General features: G+C 36.6%; 25 protein-coding genes and 1 riboswitch. Of the genes, 21 read left to right on the plus strand and 4 right to left on the minus strand.

Going from position 1 to position 18,031, the window contains the following annotated elements:
• Positions 1–6: 6 nt before the first annotated feature.
• Together AB5706_RS18210 and AB5706_RS18215 are read left to right on the plus strand one after the other, a co-directional pair.
• Complete coding sequence (locus AB5706_RS18210) at positions 7–345, plus strand: hypothetical protein (protein WP_173770051.1); 339 nt, start codon at positions 7–9, stop codon at positions 343–345.
• A gap of 455 nt (positions 346–800) precedes the next feature.
• Positions 801–1,265 (plus strand): hypothetical protein, encoded by a 465-nt coding sequence (locus AB5706_RS18215; protein WP_173770050.1) that lies wholly within the window; start codon positions 801–803, stop codon positions 1,263–1,265.
• A gap of 865 nt (positions 1,266–2,130) precedes the next feature.
• Here the strand turns inward: AB5706_RS18215 and AB5706_RS18220 are convergent.
• Positions 2,131–2,829 carry a hypothetical protein gene (locus tag AB5706_RS18220; RefSeq protein ID WP_173770049.1) on the minus strand — a complete coding sequence of 233 codons (699 nt, stop codon included), beginning with the start codon at positions 2,827–2,829 and terminating at the stop codon, positions 2,131–2,133.
• 184 nt (positions 2,830–3,013) lie between these two features.
• Positions 3,014–3,089, plus strand: a riboswitch (cyclic di-GMP riboswitch).
• A gap of 73 nt (positions 3,090–3,162) precedes the next feature.
• Here AB5706_RS18220 and AB5706_RS18225 point away from each other — a divergent pair.
• Both AB5706_RS18225 and AB5706_RS18230 read left to right on the plus strand, forming a co-directional pair.
• Positions 3,163–5,796 carry a leucine-rich repeat protein gene (locus AB5706_RS18225; RefSeq protein WP_173770048.1) on the plus strand — a complete coding sequence of 878 codons (2,634 nt, stop codon included), beginning with the start codon at positions 3,163–3,165 and terminating at the stop codon, positions 5,794–5,796.
• 18 nt (positions 5,797–5,814) lie between these two features.
• Positions 5,815–6,894: an Ig-like domain-containing protein gene (locus tag AB5706_RS18230; RefSeq protein WP_173770047.1), complete on the plus strand. Its 1,080-nt coding sequence runs from the start codon at positions 5,815–5,817 to the stop codon at positions 6,892–6,894.
• 1,348 nt (positions 6,895–8,242) lie between these two features.
• Here the strand turns inward: AB5706_RS18230 and AB5706_RS18235 are convergent.
• Positions 8,243–9,091, minus strand: a complete 849-nt coding sequence (locus AB5706_RS18235; RefSeq protein ID WP_368366246.1) for an ArdC family protein — start codon at positions 9,089–9,091, stop codon at positions 8,243–8,245.
• A 174-nt stretch (positions 9,092–9,265) separates the two neighbouring features.
• Entirely contained in the window at positions 9,266–9,445 is a 180-nt protein-coding gene (locus tag AB5706_RS18240; RefSeq protein WP_148462936.1) for a hypothetical protein, read from the minus strand.
• A gap of 376 nt (positions 9,446–9,821) precedes the next feature.
• Here AB5706_RS18240 and AB5706_RS18245 point away from each other — a divergent pair, with 376 nt between their 5' ends.
• The 16 genes from AB5706_RS18245 (at position 9,822) to AB5706_RS18320 (ending at position 16,050) form a co-directional block, all read left to right on the plus strand.
• Entirely contained in the window at positions 9,822–10,100 is a 279-nt protein-coding gene (locus AB5706_RS18245) for a hypothetical protein (RefSeq protein WP_148462937.1), read from the plus strand.
• A 45-nt stretch (positions 10,101–10,145) separates the two neighbouring features.
• The gene (locus AB5706_RS18250) at positions 10,146–10,334 is read left to right on the plus strand and encodes a hypothetical protein (RefSeq protein WP_148462938.1); all 189 of its coding nucleotides are present in this window, start codon (positions 10,146–10,148) and stop codon (positions 10,332–10,334) included.
• Between the two features lie 101 nt (positions 10,335–10,435).
• Positions 10,436–10,603, plus strand: a complete 168-nt coding sequence (locus AB5706_RS18255; RefSeq protein ID WP_195409668.1) for a hypothetical protein — start codon at positions 10,436–10,438, stop codon at positions 10,601–10,603.
• A gap of 68 nt (positions 10,604–10,671) precedes the next feature.
• Complete coding sequence (locus AB5706_RS18260) at positions 10,672–10,992, plus strand: hypothetical protein (RefSeq protein ID WP_368366247.1); 321 nt, start codon at positions 10,672–10,674, stop codon at positions 10,990–10,992.
• Positions 10,993–11,039: 47 nt separating this feature from the next.
• Entirely contained in the window at positions 11,040–11,276 is a 237-nt protein-coding gene (locus AB5706_RS18265) for a hypothetical protein (protein ID WP_368366248.1), read from the plus strand.
• A gap of 2 nt (positions 11,277–11,278) precedes the next feature.
• Positions 11,279–11,440 (plus strand): hypothetical protein, encoded by a 162-nt coding sequence (locus AB5706_RS18270; protein WP_173770042.1) that lies wholly within the window; start codon positions 11,279–11,281, stop codon positions 11,438–11,440.
• 15 nt (positions 11,441–11,455) lie between these two features.
• Positions 11,456–11,722: a hypothetical protein gene (locus AB5706_RS18275; RefSeq protein WP_368366249.1), complete on the plus strand. Its 267-nt coding sequence runs from the start codon at positions 11,456–11,458 to the stop codon at positions 11,720–11,722.
• A 16-nt stretch (positions 11,723–11,738) separates the two neighbouring features.
• Positions 11,739–11,894, plus strand: a complete 156-nt coding sequence (locus AB5706_RS18280; protein WP_173770040.1) for a hypothetical protein — start codon at positions 11,739–11,741, stop codon at positions 11,892–11,894.
• A 104-nt stretch (positions 11,895–11,998) separates the two neighbouring features.
• Positions 11,999–12,337, plus strand: a complete 339-nt coding sequence (locus tag AB5706_RS18285; protein WP_148462942.1) for a hypothetical protein — start codon at positions 11,999–12,001, stop codon at positions 12,335–12,337.
• 9 nt (positions 12,338–12,346) lie between these two features.
• Entirely contained in the window at positions 12,347–12,625 is a 279-nt protein-coding gene (locus AB5706_RS18290) for a hypothetical protein (protein ID WP_148462943.1), read from the plus strand.
• The gene (locus AB5706_RS18295; RefSeq protein WP_227199917.1) at positions 12,622–13,134 is read left to right on the plus strand and encodes an HNH endonuclease; all 513 of its coding nucleotides are present in this window, start codon (positions 12,622–12,624) and stop codon (positions 13,132–13,134) included. The genes AB5706_RS18290 and AB5706_RS18295 overlap by 4 nt, the downstream gene beginning before the upstream one ends.
• Before the next feature lie 12 nt (positions 13,135–13,146).
• Positions 13,147–13,374: a hypothetical protein gene (locus tag AB5706_RS18300; RefSeq protein ID WP_368366250.1), complete on the plus strand. Its 228-nt coding sequence runs from the start codon at positions 13,147–13,149 to the stop codon at positions 13,372–13,374.
• Positions 13,375–13,459: 85 nt separating this feature from the next.
• Positions 13,460–13,696 carry a hypothetical protein gene (locus tag AB5706_RS18305; RefSeq protein ID WP_368366251.1) on the plus strand — a complete coding sequence of 79 codons (237 nt, stop codon included), beginning with the start codon at positions 13,460–13,462 and terminating at the stop codon, positions 13,694–13,696.
• A 186-nt stretch (positions 13,697–13,882) separates the two neighbouring features.
• Positions 13,883–14,455, plus strand: coding sequence for a Fic family protein (locus AB5706_RS18310; protein WP_368366252.1), 573 nt, complete (start codon positions 13,883–13,885; stop codon positions 14,453–14,455).
• 22 nt (positions 14,456–14,477) lie between these two features.
• Positions 14,478–15,515, plus strand: coding sequence for a hypothetical protein (locus AB5706_RS18315; protein WP_368366253.1), 1,038 nt, complete (start codon positions 14,478–14,480; stop codon positions 15,513–15,515).
• Positions 15,496–16,050, plus strand: coding sequence for a Uma2 family endonuclease (locus AB5706_RS18320; protein ID WP_368366254.1), 555 nt, complete (start codon positions 15,496–15,498; stop codon positions 16,048–16,050). The genes AB5706_RS18315 and AB5706_RS18320 overlap by 20 nt, the downstream gene beginning before the upstream one ends.
• Before the next feature lie 50 nt (positions 16,051–16,100).
• Here the strand turns inward: AB5706_RS18320 and AB5706_RS18325 are convergent, their stop codons facing one another.
• Positions 16,101–17,111: a helix-turn-helix domain-containing protein gene (locus tag AB5706_RS18325; protein WP_148462947.1), complete on the minus strand. Its 1,011-nt coding sequence runs from the start codon at positions 17,109–17,111 to the stop codon at positions 16,101–16,103.
• Positions 17,112–17,749: 638 nt separating this feature from the next.
• Here AB5706_RS18325 and AB5706_RS18330 point away from each other — a divergent pair.
• Positions 17,750–18,013 carry a hypothetical protein gene (locus AB5706_RS18330; RefSeq protein WP_148462948.1) on the plus strand — a complete coding sequence of 88 codons (264 nt, stop codon included), beginning with the start codon at positions 17,750–17,752 and terminating at the stop codon, positions 18,011–18,013.
• Positions 18,014–18,031 lie beyond the last annotated feature (18 nt).

Raw genomic sequence — 18,031 nt, forward strand, 5'->3', positions numbered from 1 at the left:
GATATTATGGAACAAAATGATGAATTACAGGGCTGTGTATTTGCAGTACCGTCCAAGACACCCTGGATTACAAGTAAGCCACTTGTACATAAGAAAAATCAACATTCTGAAGAGTATTTGCGGATGAAACGAATTTTTAGAGAAAATGACTTTTCTGTGTATACCGATCCGGAAACAGGAGAAATTGTTTGCAAGGTGATTCCTAAAGACATGGATGCAGAGCGGAAGAAAGCCGAACGTGCAGCGCAGCTTACAGCTCTTGCGGATCTCATGGATTCCAATGGTTACACAATTGATGAGCTGAAGGAGCTTATATCAATGCCGAAGCCAACTATAGAAGAGTAACACACTATAAAAGCCTGGGCGAGTGCCTGGGCTTTTAACATTTCAATCTCACACAAAATCCACAAAATAGAGTTTACATATGCTTGAATTGGAAGCCTTTGGAATTATAAGCTTTAAAGGTTACATTGTATCATGCTAGGCTTAAGGATATATGGGGTCATAAATTATATGGGTCGTATGTATGATCCATGATATATGATCCAAGACTATATGCGCACTCTCTTTTATGGATTTTTTGGAAATATGCTTTAGGTGTCTGGGGTTACCGGAGCGTTGAAACTGGGTATAGAATAATAATAGGGTAGTTATGCAGGAAGCTGTGTAATTGCCCTATTTTTTCGCCTTTTGTGGATTGACTTCTGCATTGACCGGACGTAATATAAATCTTATAAAAGTCCTTTCAACAGGACTGATGATACATGCAAACGAAGTACCTTAAAAGGAGGCTGAAGCAGATGAAGAAATCAACATGGAAAGAAAGATTCAGTAAATTTATCCTCGCAGTGTTTGTAGTTGGTATCATATTTAGTTGCTCCAATATAGAGCAAGTACAAGCTGCATCAAAGAAGGGCACTTATTATTATGGAACTGTGCTTAACCGTACAAAGGGCGGTAAGAAATATGGTTCCTGGCAGCCTGGAACTAAAAAAGTGAAATACACCAGTAAGTCTATTACATTTTATGGCTCATTTATGAAGAGCAACAAAGCATCATTGAAATTTAACAAGAAAAACTTTGTGAAGTACGGTAAGAAGACGTTCAAATTAACATCTAAGACCAAATATTATTGGACAGATGAATATGGTAGAATACCTGCAAAAAAATATGAAGCTTTGAAATGCTGTAAGAAATTGAATGGTCTTATGGTGACTCTTAAAGTAACAAATGGAAAAGTTGTATCATTAACGTTCTATTCATAAGATATGAATGAAGAGGGATCAGAAATGGTCTCTCTTTTTTCGCCCTGCTGCCAGATTGGGAAATAATTTCTACGGTATATACAGCGGTGGATTTGATCGGGGCATGTAAAAATTCCAGAGTTTATAAGTACCCCCCCTGGGTAGCAGTAGTAGTTGTTTTATGGCTAGTAAAAAGTACCCCCTCCCCTTTAAATATATTGTTAAAAAAATAACAATATATTCACATTTTGAAGCGTTGAGATAGCAGTATTTATAAGGGATTGCATGTACTTGCAAGTGTTTCAAGGTATCGACCATGATATCGTATAAATCCTTATTTTTAAAGGGTTTGTGTAGGAATAGATTGTTAAATAAATAACAAAAATTGTACAAAATTTCACTGCTAAAATTCCGTAAACCCTTATAAACATTGACTTTTTTCGATACGGTTCGACTTTATTTTGACTCTCTGAGAAGCCAGTAAATATAAGGATTTGAAAGGGGCGATTTTTATACTGTATCGCCTTTGATTTATCGTGGCTCTGTGTGGCTGATATATAATATTCCTGGGAAGCTTGATCCAGGCAGAGTATCAACATTAGGAATTGCAGTAATTATTTCTTTGTTGGCTTCTTTCTTTTGTAAAATGGACAACGAGAAGAATCTATACATATTTTGCTGTCAAGTTTGCAAGATTTTTTATCTACTATATAATTTTCACAGTTGATCCCAGTCTTCCAGTTTTTCGTGTTTTATAGAAGTTGCATCCACTATCAGGCACATGCAAAACACTTTTCCTACCATCATACATGCGAGGCTTCTTCTTTTGGTAAACGGAATTGCTTTTCACGGTTGGAACCTCCATTATGTATTTTTATAACAGGTATTAATATTCGTTGTTTTCTTTCAGATGTTCAAAACAGTAATGTGTTCCACCATAACAAGGGGCACCGCATCTCCAGCAAGTGCTGTATTTTTGAGGAGATATAGTATATCTATTTTTTTTTCTGGATCGATGGATTTTCATTTTGGTAAAAGCATATTTAGGAGAAGTTGTTAATGTTCTTCCAACCGGTGAAGATGTATTGTTGCTTACGCTGTTATTCTTCTTTTTGTGCCTTTTTTTGCTTGGAGACAAATTTGGTTTAGGGGCAACGTTTGGCACAATTTTAGCATTCGGGTGACGTTCAAAAATATTAGAGCTTTTATGCGTAATAGCTGAAGGCTTAATACGAGCTAACTTTTTGGCCGTTTCAAGTTGTACTATGGGTTTCGTTGGATCAATTTTTTTTAGGTGTTCGACATTTGGACATTTCTTTTTACGCTTAATAATTGTTATTGGTTTATTTTCTTTTGCTTTAGATACAAGTGTAGTGTTGGAGCCTTCGCAGTAGGCAATATTTTCACCCTTTTTTGGGAACTGTTCAAATTTTAAAGAACACACAAAACAATTTTGATTGTATTTATGACAAAATCTTGTACTTTCTGTAAGCTGCTCGCAGGTAATACGATATTCTCGAAAAAAGCGTTTGGTTTCGCCATTTATATTTTGCTCAAATATTTTGGAGATTGTTATTTCGCCCATATAAGATGCTCCTTTTCATTAATAACGTTACCACAATCTATTTTCCTCAAGTATAACACCACCATCCCCAAAATACCATAAAAATTTATGAAAAACATCCAATATAAGACCAAACTGTACCATGTATTTGTTGACTTTCCCATACCATAAGCGTATAATTTTGCTTATATAAATCAAGCAAAAACCGAATATCAGGCAAAGTAGTCGAAAGGCTACGGCGCAAAGCTATAGGGCCTGTAAAATGGTAGCCAGTTGCAATTGAACGTGAAAAGCATTACTTGCCTGAAGTGTATTCCGGTGAGTAGTGCTTTTATTTTTAGGAGGAAAAGAAGTATGAGGAAGAAAAGGATTTTAGCAGTATTGTTATCATCTGCAATAGTATTTTCCGGAATGTCTGGTAATGTATTTGCAGCGGAAGAGATTGTGCAGGAAGATGGATTCTCTGATGGGGAAGAGATTACAGAAGATGTAACTGAAGAATCTGTTGAAGACGTGAAAGAATCTGTACCGGAAATAGATCAAGGCTCAGAGGATTTTGTAGGATTTTCAGATGGTGAGAGTGAAGATTTTGTTAATGAAGAAGAGATAGAAGATGAAACTGATCCAGAAACTCAGGTATTTGTTGATGACAAGAATACTGTGACTGAAGATACCGATCAAAGTAATATTAAATGGAAAATTGTTGATTCTAATGAGGATGGAATGGATGATACATTAGTTATTAGCGGCAATGGTGATATGGAAAATTATAATGGGGCGAAATATACGCCATGGTTTCCATATGCTAATAATATTTCAAGTGTAATAATCGAAAATGGTGTGACAAGTGTTGGAATGTGTTCTTTTGAAGATTTTAAAAATCTAGAGAATGTTAGTTTTGGAAATTCTATAAAGCTAATAGGACAGAGTGCTTTTGAAAATTGTGTTAACATTAAGAAAGTTACGATTCCAGATGGAGTGATAAAAATAAATGGATTTGCCTTTGAAGGTTGTAGTTCTTTGGAAAAGATTGCTATTCCAGATACTATAACAGACATCGGGATGCGAGCTTTTTATAATTGTAAGAAATTAACATATGTTAAAATGTCAAAAAATCTTGTTAATTTAGGAGAAAGAGCGTTTTATAATTGCACTGGATTGAAAAATATTTATCTTCCATTGACACTGGAAAAAATTGGTAAAAGGTGCTTTTTCCGTTACATATCAAATACAGAGGAGATATATATTGACGCAATTCATTATGAAGGAACGTTAGTTGATTGGAAAAAAATTAATGGATTCAATGATTCTGATAGATGGGGATCATTAACAGAAGAGGTTCACTATGTAGCACATCACATAACTAAACCAGCAACTTGTTTAAAATCAGGGTTTGAAGAGTATTGGAGTTGCAATTCTTGTGGTGGAAAAGCATATACTGATGAAATGTGTACTCAAAAATTAGACAGTATTCCGGTAATACCTGCACTGGGACATGATTTAGATAGTGGCATAATAACACTGGAGCCAACTTGCATTTCTGAAGGAGTTGCGACATATTCGTGCCAAAGAGAAGGGTGTGACTATACAGAAACAAAATCTGTGCCAAAATCACAGAATCATGTATACAACCAGCCAACATATGAATGGAGTAAGGATAATTCTCAATGTACTGCAAAAGAAGTGTGTTCTTTGTGCGGAAATGAAAACACTGAAGTTGCAAAATCAAAAATAAATATTATTGAAGAAGCAACTTGTTCAGAGAATGGAAAAGCGCAATATATTGTTGAGTTTAAAAATACAGATTTTAAAACAAAAAATAAAACAGATATTATTCCAATGTTAGAGCATAATAATATTGAAGTAAAGTATAGAAAAGAAGCAACTTGTGATGAAGAAGGATATACTGGCGATACCTATTGTAAAGATTGTGGAAAATATTTAAGCTCTGGAGATATTATTGACGCTTTAGGACACAAATGGAATAATGGTGTAATAAAAACGAAAGCAACTTGCACAGATAGTGGAGAAAAAATTTATACATGTTTTAGATGTAATAATATTAAAAGCGAAGAAATTCCAGCATTGGGTCATTCTTGGAATGGTGGAATAATAACAAAAGAAGCAACTTGTACCGAAGATGGAGAAAGAACATATACTTGTGCAAGATGTAACGATAATAAAGTAGAAGAAATACCAGCAACAGGACACAAAATTGTAATTGATAAAATGGTTTCTGCAACTTGTACGAAGCCAGGAAAGATAGAAGGAAGCCACTGTTCAGTATGTGAAGAAGTATTAGTAGAACAGAAAACAATACCAGCAACAGGACACTCATGGAGCGAGTGGCAAGTTGTACGTGAAGCAACGGTGACAAATGCAGGTGAAAAACAGCGTACTTGTACAAAATGTGGTGAGCTTGAAAAACAGAGTATTGCAAAAATAATTCCAGCAAGTACACCTACACCAGCTCCAACAAAGGCACCACAGCCAACAGTTGCATCACAGCCAACAAATACTCCAGCTCCAACTGTAGCACCAACAAAACCATCAACCATAACAGTTACGAAGGGTAAAACAACATCAGTTAAATCAGATTCATCTTGGAAGAACGTAAAATACTCTACATCCAATAAAAAAGTAGCAACAGTAGATAAAAAGGGTAAAGTAAAAGCGGTAGCTGCTGGAACTGTTAAGATTACTGTTAAGTCAGGATCTCAAAAAGCTGTCTATACAATTGTTGTACCGGGCACAACAGCTATCAAGGGTGTAAAATCTTCTGTATCAGTGAAAAAGGGCAAGAGTTATACTTTGAAACCGAAGCTGAGTTACACAGAAAAAGCAGATAAAGTTACCTATAAATCTTCAAACAAGAAGATTGCTACTGTTTCGAAAAAAGGTGTTATAAAAGGCAAGAAAAAAGGTACTGCAACAATTACAATCAAGTCTGGTAAAATAACCAAGAAGTGCAAAGTAAAAGTTAAGTAATGTATGGAGGAAAAACGCATGGAAAAGAAGCAAGGATTTCTGAAGAAGTTTTTGGTGGTAATGATCGCAGTATTCTCATTGACTTTATTATCACCAGAAGTAGCAACACAGTTAGGAACAATGCAAACAGTACAGGCTGCAGTAAAAATTAGTTCCAAGTCTTTGATAATGGTAAAAGGTCAGAAAAAGACTTTGAAATTAAAAGGGACAAAGAAAAAAGCAAAATGGAGCAGTAGTAAAAAATCTGTGGCAACTGTATCTTCTAAGGGTGTGGTTGTTGGCAAGAAAAAAGGTATAACAGTGATTACTGCAAAGGTTGGAAGTAAAAAGTACACTTGCAAAGTCACTGTTGAAACGCCAAAGCTCAATAAAAAGTCTGTTACAATAAATGTGGGTAAGACATACCAGCTGCAATTGACAGGAACTAGACAAAAGATAAGTTGGTCAAGTAATAATCAAAATATTGTAACAGTTTCTAATAGTGGCGTAGTATTAGGTAAAAAGGCAGGAAAGGCAACAATTTCTGCTAAAATTGGGGGAAAGGTATATTGTTGTACAATTACAGTAAAAAGCAATCCAACTGTAAATATAAATTTGGGAGAATTAACTGGAAGAATAGAAAATGTCAAAAGAAAACCTGACTATCAGGCTGAGGTAATTTTAATACCACTTAATGGTTCTGCTAAAGAATTGTATTTGACTGATACATGGGATTGGGCTGTTGCAGATTTAGGAGAATATAATAAATATAACATATATGCAGGAGATGTATATGTAGCAGGAACTTATACAATAAAAAATATTAATCCTGGTAAATATGTATGCTTAATTAAGTCAGATTATTATGATGGAAATAATGATACTGAAGATCCAGATCTATTCGACAGTTTTTTTGAAGAATGTTTATCTAAACAAAACATTAATTATTTACGCGAATATGTAAGCGGTTATGTATATAACATTTATCCTGAAATAGTAATTAATCCAAATAAAACAACAAAATTGGATGAGTATTTCTGGTATTATGATGCAATTCAGGATGATGACGATTTAGATGATGATGATTTGGATTATGATATAGATAATAAGTATGACTAAAAATATTAATTATATTCTATAAGAGATTGTTTATATCTAAAAGGGATGTAACCTCACACCGAGGCTGCATCCCTATTTTTTCGCTTCCAGAATCACCATAAAATTCGACTTTTATCTGCTTCGGATTCTGCTGCTATTTTTGTGCATAAAGAAATCCCCAGACTGCCTATATCTGGGGAAATCCGTGTTGTTACTCCTATACCGGTACGGAAAGGAGGTGTTCCGTTTGGATTTATTCTTTCATTCCTTTATAAGAATAGCACATACAGTTCTAAGAATCAATATAAGAAATGACGTTCCTAGTCCGTTATATCGTATCGGGCTATTTTTCCAGTCAGTGTGCAATTAAACCACATTCACCCCTTACGACAAAAACGAAACGGCGCAAAGATTAAAAGTACCCCCACCCTACCCATACCATACTAAAATACTAGGATATATCAGCAGCAACGCACACAAGCCCGATAGACCACACAATCAAAGAACCACACACAACCAACAACATATATCAGAAAAAAGTGTTCTGCATAGCTTCCAGACTGACAACCACAGAAAAAGACATTCCCACAGCCTACCCAGATATAACCGACTGTACAATATCAGCCCAGATCACCCCAAACCAGACAATCATACATTCCACAACAGACAAGAACCATATACCGTTATCATGTCAGAGCGGATCACAGCACAAGTCCCAGAGTCCAACATACTCAATCAATCCACCCATAGAACCACATCCACCCACACACCATACAGCCTGACCACATTCCCATTTTAGGAATCTGCGTCAATCTGGTATAACATTCTGCATTACTCAGCAATAAGCCCTACAATCAAATAAGATTATCCTCATGGCAGAATACCACACATCAAATTATCATATCGCACCACAGCCCCTTTTTCATTCACTAGGATTTTCCCAGTGTGTAGTATTTTCAGACCTGACATAACAATTCGTTCTATCAGCTCACATTACCAGACACAGCCCACACCAGGTACACGGAGCACCACACACCAGATCACAGCTCGACACAATAAAAAGCCCATAGGACAATATAAGCCTATGGACTGTATAACTCATGGATCATTACAGATAATACCATGTCATTGTATTGTATATCTCTTGTTACGGTCTGCACCATATCAACAGTTTATCCCTTAGTATCACACTACATTCACGGCAGATACCACAATCATTTTCAATCCGACACAGCGCAAGCATAACAGACCAGAGCCGAACCATAGCCAACAGAACCGGAAGCCATAGCAGAAGCGCACACCATAACAGAACCATATACCGGAAACCATAACGCAAAAAAAGAAGCGGTATGTTTCAACCGCCCCTTTATCATTTTATGCCTAATATGTAGTTGACTGCTTTCTCTGCTTTGCTTGAAGCAGATACAATAAACTTGTTATCGTTCCTGAGAACCTGAAGCCAACTTTCAATGTAGGATGCACTATTTTGAAATGTTCCTTCTGTTTCAATTCCCAGATGATTAAGGATGGAAGCTGAACCAATTTCTGCTACTAATTCCTCTTTGCTGTATGTCTCAGAACCAAATGAAGCAAGGTTACTTGTTTCAAGTCTGTTTAATCTGTTCTTACTGCCCGAGCTATGCACTAATTCATGGAAAGTTGTGCTGTAATATTCCGATATGTTGCTATACTGTTCTTTAAGCGGTACAACCACTGTGTCAATTAATGGCGCGTAATATGCTTTATTGCTTTTGCATTCGTTGAAAACAAGTTGTTCACGTTCTACATAATCTTTTATAATTCTGTCGGCTTCCTCTATAGGTTCAACTTCTGTATTGAGTTTTTCTTTCAGTGGTTCTACGCCTTCAACTTGTGATATATGGAATACATTGTAATATCTGAGAAGTGGGAGCTTCTTCTTTTCAATCTCGCCTTTATCGTTTTTCTCTTCTACATCAATGATCTTCCAGAAGACTACTATTTCAGATTTAGCACCTTTTTTGATGTGACCGCCTAAATCTTTCCATTGATGAAAACTTGCGTACTCGCCAGGTTTTTCCAATATAGCTTGGTTGATAAGGCTGTAAGGCTTTTTGCTAACTCTATTGAATGCACCAGACCGGACACCAGTCCAAGGCTTCTGCCATGGGATTGTTCCCTGTTCTAACTGTTTAATGATTCTTTCTGTTACCATTTCGTATACGTTTAAGCTTGCCATATGCTTTGACCTCCTATTGTGTTGTGCTTTATTTCCTTTGTTGAGGTCAATTATATAACACGATATCGGTATATGCAAGACGGAATATTGCATAAAAATAACACGATATCGTATAACGAAAATTGTATAAAAAGTATAACGATATCGTGTTTTATAATTTGCATCTATATATAGTTAATTATCGAGCTTATCTAATACAGCTTTTACAACAAAGCCGTTTACAGAATCACCTGTTTCTTTGATCCGTTCTTTAGTTCCTTTTGGAAATCTTACAAGGACTTTATCATAATTTTCTTTTTCCCATTTTTCTGTTGCACGAATATGTGCCTCTGTGACCTTTTTCTTTTCTTCCATATAATCACCACCTTTTATATGTTTATATGCAATTCTCTATATAACACGATATCATATTTTTACAAAAATGTCAAATATAGCGATATCGGTATACAAAGTCAACAAAAGCATATAACGATATCGGTATAAAACTTGTGAAATATTCCGACTTGAAATAACACGATATCGTGTTATACTAGAGCCATAAACAAAACAGCAACACACAAACGAAGAACACAGCGAAGGGTGAAAACGAAGTAGCACATGCACACCGGAGACACCCACATAATACCGGAAAGAGATAAGCAAAGACACAGGAGTTGTCGAGATTGGTTTAAAGCTTACCGGAGCTGAGTTTTTCCAATAAGAATAAGAATCAGGGAGGATAAAGAACAATATGTGTACAACAATGAACGAATTAGAAAAAGTCGTAGCAGATTACAGATCACTTAAAGCAATGAAAGAAGAGCTTGACGCACAGCTAAAGGATGCAGAGCGCGAAATGATCTCCTACTTAGACAATAACAACAAACTTTCAGAATCCGGTAAAGATTTCACTATAAAGGTTTCAACTTGCGAGCGCCGAACACTTGACAGCAAACAGCTTGAAGCTGATCTCGGATCACTGGCAGATTACCAGAGAGTAAGCCAGTACAGAAGACTATACGTGAGATAAATTCCTTATCCTTGCGGTGGAGGTCAACCGCAGAAAGGTGAGAACATGAAACTTCAGGATTTAACATTTGAAAGAATTGAACACTATGATCCTTTAAATTCAAGAGCTAAAAAGAACGGTACCGTCTCAGAGTGGGTCGCAAGAAATGATTGGGGTAATGCTGTAGCTTTTGGAAACACTAAAGCAGAATGTTTGCAGGATGCTCGTAGATACATAGCACTTCAGAATAGTTAATCATCAAAGTGGTCACAGCCACTATAAACAGGGCTTTAAGCTGTGAGCGTTGACCGTCAGAAATGGCGGTCAGATAGCCAAACATAAGGAGGAACAACAACATGAAAGAAACAAAATATATCAGCTACGAGGAACCGATAAACGGCAGGAGCTTTACGTACAAGCAGATGCAAGAAGTATACCGTGATCTGGCTAACAAAGAAGAATATCCAGATTTTGACTGTTGGTTTACAGACATGTTGAAATCGGGAGTGTTTGAAACAATTTAATGGGTAACAAGGGGCTGTCAATCGGCAGTCCCGACTAAATAAAACACCATTCAGGAGGATTAAGAACCATGATGTATTGTGAATTTATCAACATTTCCGAATACGAAGAAAACTATATTACCTTCACAGAGTATCACGATTATATTGAGCCTATTTACATGGATGCAGATATGTCCAAACAGGACTTTGTAGCATTACTGAAGGAGACTATACACCAGATGGTTGAGCCAGTAGTCCAGCGAGCTATTCATAACGTTCCATTACCGGATAAGTTAGCAATCGCATTCAGTGACGAAGAGCCGGTTGAGCTTCTGGATCACATTGCAAAGATTGACTTTGAGGCACGAAAACTTGTTTATCAGTATTTGAAGCTGATGTTGACAATCTAACATTAAATAGCTGACCTATCGGCTGATCGGGGAGAAAGGTGTAGCCCATGAGGGACGCAATAAAGACCTTGTATGAACACTGGATAAACGTACATACAACCACACCAGCAGAGCAGTCAGCTTTTGAAGCAATCAATAAAGCTGCTAAAGGTCAAGCAGAACATGATCCGCTGTACACAGCTATTGTGGATTATTCAGAAGTAATCCAGTATGAAGCTTTCAAAGAGGGTGTTCTTACAGCCTTGAGCTTATTACATCCATTACCAGAAGAGGAGGACATATAAATATGAAGGAATACGGTTTATCAGACGAAGAACTGAAAGCACTTGGAGAAAAAACAGTAGCGAGCGGAAAAAATCTATTGTTGGGTGGAAAGTCAGAGCCTAAGCAAGAACCGCAAGAAATGTGGGATGGAGATTTTGATTTCTTGATGGACTTCTGGTTTTAGAAAGGGGGCAGAACAATGTCAGACTTAGGAAATAAAGTAATGGAATCCATGTTTGATGCCTGGTGTGATGATGAATGCAAAGAGTTCACACCGGACCATAACGATTACGGTCATAGCTTACAAGAAGTTGTTGATTATATAAGCGAACTAACCGGAGCTTCCAGAGAGCAGAAATACCGCATTGAACATGAGCTTGAAGATCTTGTAAATCGGACAGAGAAGAACACTTTTGCAGATGGCTTTTACATAGCTATGGCGGTAGCAACAGGAAAATTATTTTAATAGCGAGGTGGTAGATATGACGCAGAATGTAAATATTGCAGTAAAAACAGAGTCAGGACAGGTAAAGAAGATAAGCCATGGTGTGATCTTCCAGCCTGAGACACAGTTTAAGGGTGGATCTGTTAAATGGTTTGATGATTCTAAGCTTATTAAGCCAGAATACAGAAAATAGAACAGTCGTTTGAGCGACTATAAATAGGACTTTAGGCTCAAAGCGTTCCCATCTACATAAGGTGGGAGGTAGTCGGCTAATACATAAGTAGGAGGGAATTAAAGATGGAAGCGGTAAGAGAACCCGAAGTAATCCGGTTATACAGAGAAGATGAAGTTGTTGAGCTTGTTGCAAATTATCTTCTGTCAAATAAGAAGCATGAGCAAGAGAGACAGCGTAAACAGAAAGTAAAGCAGATTGTAAGCAGACAACGTAAACGTCAGCTATTAAGGGAATTGTTGATCTCATTTCTGAAGCAGATCATAGCTATTGTTTTTATTGCACTGTTTCCGTGGGTTATCTGCAAAGTAACCGGCGATTCAGAATATTACAATATGTATTTGATGGCTGCGCCGATTGCGCTAGGAATGATTTATCAGTTAATCAAGGGAAGTTGGAGGTAATAAGGCAAAATGAGAAGATTACATTGTGTATTTCAGGACGGATTGATTCTTGGAATCTGGATGTGTCCTGATGAAAGATTCTATTACCATATTGCAGAGGCAGACGCAACAGAACCACTCACAAAAGAAGAGATATGGGAAATGCTTGATTATGCAGTGGCATTCCACAAGGGAACTGGTACAGTCAACTATTTCTGGGATATGATGGCAGAATTGGTTAAGCCTGAAGATTTACAGATATTAAAGGAACGAGCAGAAGCAATTGTTGAAGGGGGAGCAGACAAATGATAGTTATTACAAATGGAACAGAGTACATATATTTAGACGAAGAGCACCAGATCCAGAAGACAACAGATATAAGTAAAGCAAAGACATTTACATTCAAGGGATGCAGTATTTTCATAAGGGAAAACGTCAAGGCAACCAAGGGCTTTTATGCCTATGACACGGAAACACAGCGTATCTGTTACAGACGAAAGAAGAAAAAGTGTTTCCCAAAGACCACAAGAATGATGATTTACAATCAGGCAGACGGACGTTGTGTATTATGCGGAAGAAAAATCAAATATGAAGATATGACTATAGACCATATCAGACCTACGTCATTGGGTGGATCAGATTCAGTGGAAAATCTTCAGTGCACATGTCGAACATGCAACACCTTCAAAGACAAGATGCTCCCGGACACATTCTTTGATCGGATCAACGAAATCTATCTGTATCAGATGCAGAGAAAGTATGGCAAGAAACTTAAATGGAAACTGGCGAATAAATTAATTAAGAGTATGGCACGGTAGGAGGACAAGACAATGTGGACGAGAGAGATTTTAGATTATATAGAATACAATAAATGGAAAGATGAAATGGTTCCCGAGCGGCTGAAGTGTTTCTTCACGACATGGACACATGAGTATATGATCGAGAAAGACGATAAATCATGCAGGAATCTGTTACAGAGAATTTATGAAAATGCTGAGGTAGCAGGATTTATGGACTACGAGGAATTTAAGACATACATGCTTCAGTTCGTGAAGTAGGGCTATACAGGGGGAGTCGTGTTTCGCGACACCCCTATTGAGCTAATGGTCAGGTAGCAGGACATAATAAAGAAGAGAGTACACAATGAGTGGAAAATTGGATAGAAAGACAGAAACACGATTTAAGACGTATTTGGAAGCAAACCATTATATAAAAAATAAGTCAATAAAAGGAAATGGAGATCGCTGTAAATATACATCAACCTTAACCGGATATCATGTAGCGGTAATGCGTAAGCAGAATATAATGATTACAAAAAGGCTAATAAGGGAGGTACGGCAGGATTTAGAGCGGAATGGTTACGAGTGTATTCCGTATTAGATCGGCTGCTGCCTAGGCGAAATCCATTGTATTACTAGGGAAAATCGGCTATAATGGGAGTTGAATAAGATAAATAACAGAGGACATATTGAATTACATTTTTCAGACAAATTTTCATTATCAGAACAGGAAAATTCCATTTTAGCACAGAATATAACAAGCGAAGTTGTATACTGTGGTATGAAAATGGAGCAGAGAGCTGTTACATTACTACAGGTTCAAACAATCTTAAATGGAACCAATGTACCAGAGGTGAGAATTAATGATCTTGAAGCAATTTTGAATATGAGGGACGCATGGAAGTATTTACTCAGTACAGTAAATGAACCTGTTATTTTTGAATATTGGTGCAAGCTCAATGAATATATAGCAAGAAATGAAGCCCTGGAATGGGGGAAGTTGCGCACCGGATCAGTAGGTATCTCGGATACAGACTATGAGCCACCAGTCCCAGATAAAGACAAGACAGTAGCAGAGCTGGAAGCAATATTAACAGATGAAGACGCTTCAACTACAGATAAGGCATTAGCAGCTTTTGCATGGGGTGCAAGAGGTCAGTTCTTCTGGGATGGTAATAAGCGTACAAGCTTAATGCTTGCAAATAAGATTTTGATCCTGGGCGGTGCTGGAATAATGACTATCACGGATAAGTATATGGAGCAATTCAACGGATTACTTCTTGATTTCTATAACACAGGGGAAAGCGAAAATCTGAAAAAGTCCTTGTATGACAATGCGATTCAAGGGATAACTGTATAAAGTAAAAGAGGGAGGACTTGCTATGGGATTGTTTGGTGGAAAAGATGATAATAAGGTTGGAATAACGCTGTCAACAGAACCGTTACCTCAAACGGCACAAGTTAAACAAGACAATAGCGTAGAAGATCAGAAATATGAATCTCTGAAAAGTCAGTGGGAGCAGATTCCAGGAATTTTAGTATACACAGAAGGAACGGCATTTTCAAAAACGCGAGAGTGTAAATTCTCAATCCAAAATGGAGAATATATTATTACTGAGTCTTTGGATGGAAAATATATGTATCAGGAAATTCCATCAGTATTGAGACAGATACGTTTAGGTAAAGAGTATAGTTATAAACTGTATAATGAAATTCCACAGATTACAAAGTCAGATGATTATGTTGGAGAATTGTCCAAAAGGGTAGATGGAATCAAAATTTGTCTGCTTAAAAATGGAGCAAGTCAACCTGAGATTATCATTAATATAAAAAAACTTGAGCAGGATTTCTCACCAGTGCAGGAAATTTTTCAGCACATACATATTAGAAATTTTTATAATGTTATTGACATTCCAAAAGAAAATTTTAATGTTAGGGTAATGAATGGAGCCGGATATTTCTCTAATAATAATTTTATTATGATGCGGAAAAATAATTCTCTTATATGGGTTAGGGTATCAAATTCTGGTTGGGATGGACGCTATGTGACAATGGTAGAATTGGAAGTTGGAGATATTCTTTATTATAAGTCCGAAGGTGCATTAAGATATGAACAGCAACTTTCTGGGGGCGGTGGAATGGGCATTAACTATGGAAGTGCAGTAATTGGTGGCTTATTATTCGGTCAAGCAGGAGCTATGATTGGAAGCAGGAGAAAAGAAGAAGTGAAGGAAATTGAGTCAAGAACGATTGCACATGATACCAGAGTTATATCCGTAGCATTTAGAAAAAATGGTAGAATATATCAGGTTGGTTTTGATATAAATTCAGAGCTGGCGTTTGACTGGTTGATTCCTGAGAAACAGTATGATTATGTGATCCAGAAGCGAAGAGAACAATATGAAAAAGCAAACCAATAATCTTTTAAAGCATACCATTGCTGATTTATACCGTGATACAACAGAAGTGGAACGAGTGGAGTTGATTGACGGACAGTATTACAATATACCTATGGTGAATACCTTGCATCAACAACTTATGTCTGAAATCAGTAGCCAGATACACAGCTACATCCATGATAGAGGACTACCGGATCAGATATATTATGGACGCTTTGGCGTGTTCTTTGATGATTACAATATGGTAGAACCAGATATTTCTGTTATCCGGGATAAGGCTAAGTTATCAGATCGTGGCTGTGAGGGTGCGCCAGATTGGATTATTGAGATAGTAATGCCTGGTGATCCGCTGCATGATTATGTTACAAAGCTGGAAAAGTATTTTGTTGAAGGTGTCCAGGAGTATTGGATTGTGGACGGAGAAAAGCAGAAAGTAACTGTATATTGCTTTGAACAGGACATATATGCAGAGAGTCATACATTTAATGAGTCAATAAAATCATATCTGTATAAGGACTTGGCTGTGAATTTTTCAATAATGGATTTGAGGTTATAAAAAGAGGGCTGCCGGGATGATCGGTAGCCCATAGTGGGTAAATGTAAATATTAAACAGGATCGTTTATTTTGGAGACATTTTCTAAGACTTCTTTAGCAGAATTGTATAAATCTTTAGGAATATATTTCTCAACATTAGGGAGTGCTAATTCCTCTTGTCTGTCGGATAGCCAATAATAGCATATAGTAATTAGATGGCTAAAAGCTCTTCCGGTGTTGATTTCTGGGAGGTATGGTATGCCATCACCAAGTGTATGAGGTTGAATTTCATTGATTAGATAGACAACAGAAGAATAAAACAAATTGCGGAGACTTTCTAAGTTAGGATCTTGCATATCTTTTAAGTTTGAGATAACTCCTAAAATTGATTTTAAATTATCCAAAGCAATTTTTCCTGTTTTTTTATTTCTTTCTATTTGTTTTTTCTCTTCGTCCAAATAAACAGCAACAGTTTCAAGACTGTTATTTTTTACTACTAAATCGTTGAATTTTGCAGCAAGTTGGAGTAAATCACTGAGAACAGAATTAAATTCTTCTGGGTGCATAATACTTGTACAATATGTTGGCAAATATAAGGTAGAAAAAGCAAGTTCAGGATTGACAACGATAGAGCGCTGAAAATGCAAAAGAGAAGTTAGTATTGCCTGTTGATGATGTGTATTTGCCCAATTAAATTGTTGGGTAATTCGATTTCGTATATCCTTCAGTAAGTCATCTAATTCTGATTCCAGATATAAAAAGTCCAACATATCTTCATATTGATCTTCAATATCAATTAGTTCATACCAATTTTTTATTTTTCCAGCAATAGGTTGATTGATAATTCTTTCCACATAGTCAAGTATATTTTCCTCGTCATCATCATCTAACAGAATTTTGTAAATAGAAATTAAATCCTCTTTGCTAATCTTTTTAGTTTTACCACTTTCAATATTGGCAAGCCAATACTTAGAATGTCCACTTTCTTCAGAGAGATCAGAAGCTGTATATTCGATTTCTTTTCGTTCTTCTATAATATTATTGCGTAACTGGTCAGTAATAGTAATTTTTTCTGTAGCCATGTTATCCCTCCATTCAATATTTAATATTACAATAGAAGTACAAGAAAGTCAATTAAATGTGTATTAGTATAAAAATTACTAAAATGTACAAAATACTATTGACATATCAGTTTGTACGTGATATGATGCTAACCATAGAAACAAAAAAAGATCAATGCACGCCAATGCACTGATCTTCACATGAAACGATACGCCAATACCGTTTCATATAATATGCACAGATCATCATAAATGAAGAATCCATACATAACCTTCGACAAGTTAAGTATAGTCTATTTTTCATTTCGTGACAATCCGAAACGTTTGTTCGGATATTCTGTCATATTACCCAATACATAAAAACCTATATTAGATAGGAAGAAACATAATCAAGAAACACAATCAAGCAACGCAATCAATATCGCACCATGACAACTTTATACCTGCATCTTTACCACAGCCCACAGGACTATTTTTATTTCTTTCAGTGAGACTGCTTTATTTTTTGCACCCTTTTTTAGGAAAACAGCAATGTGCATTTTACAGAATGTAATTCCTAAGAAATTGGAAGTAAGGAATGAACCAGATCACCATATTTTTTTACACAGTGGGTTACAGCTGAGATAAAGGTAGACAAAAACTTAATAGGGAGGAACTTTATGGAACTATCGAGATCAGATTTTCAAATCCTGAACGTGCTGAAAGAACACCAATGTACGAACTATCAGGAAAGCATGACACTACAGGAGATTATACCAGAGCTACCATTTTCCAGAGTGACCGCTTACAAGCGCCTGAAGAACCTTTGTGACATGGGATATACCGCAAAGGGCTGTCAGGCAGAGCAAGCCGACACTTATTACATCCTGGAAAAAGGCATTCGTGTAGCGGACATAAAAGACATAACAGAGTTGGAGTCGTGATATGTTGGTGTAATGTTT

The organism is Ruminococcus sp. RTP21484sp1_RTP21277st1_D2_RTP21277_210401, from assembly GCF_040924225.1.
GTDB lineage: Bacteria > Bacillota > Clostridia > Lachnospirales > Lachnospiraceae > Blautia_A > Blautia_A faecis.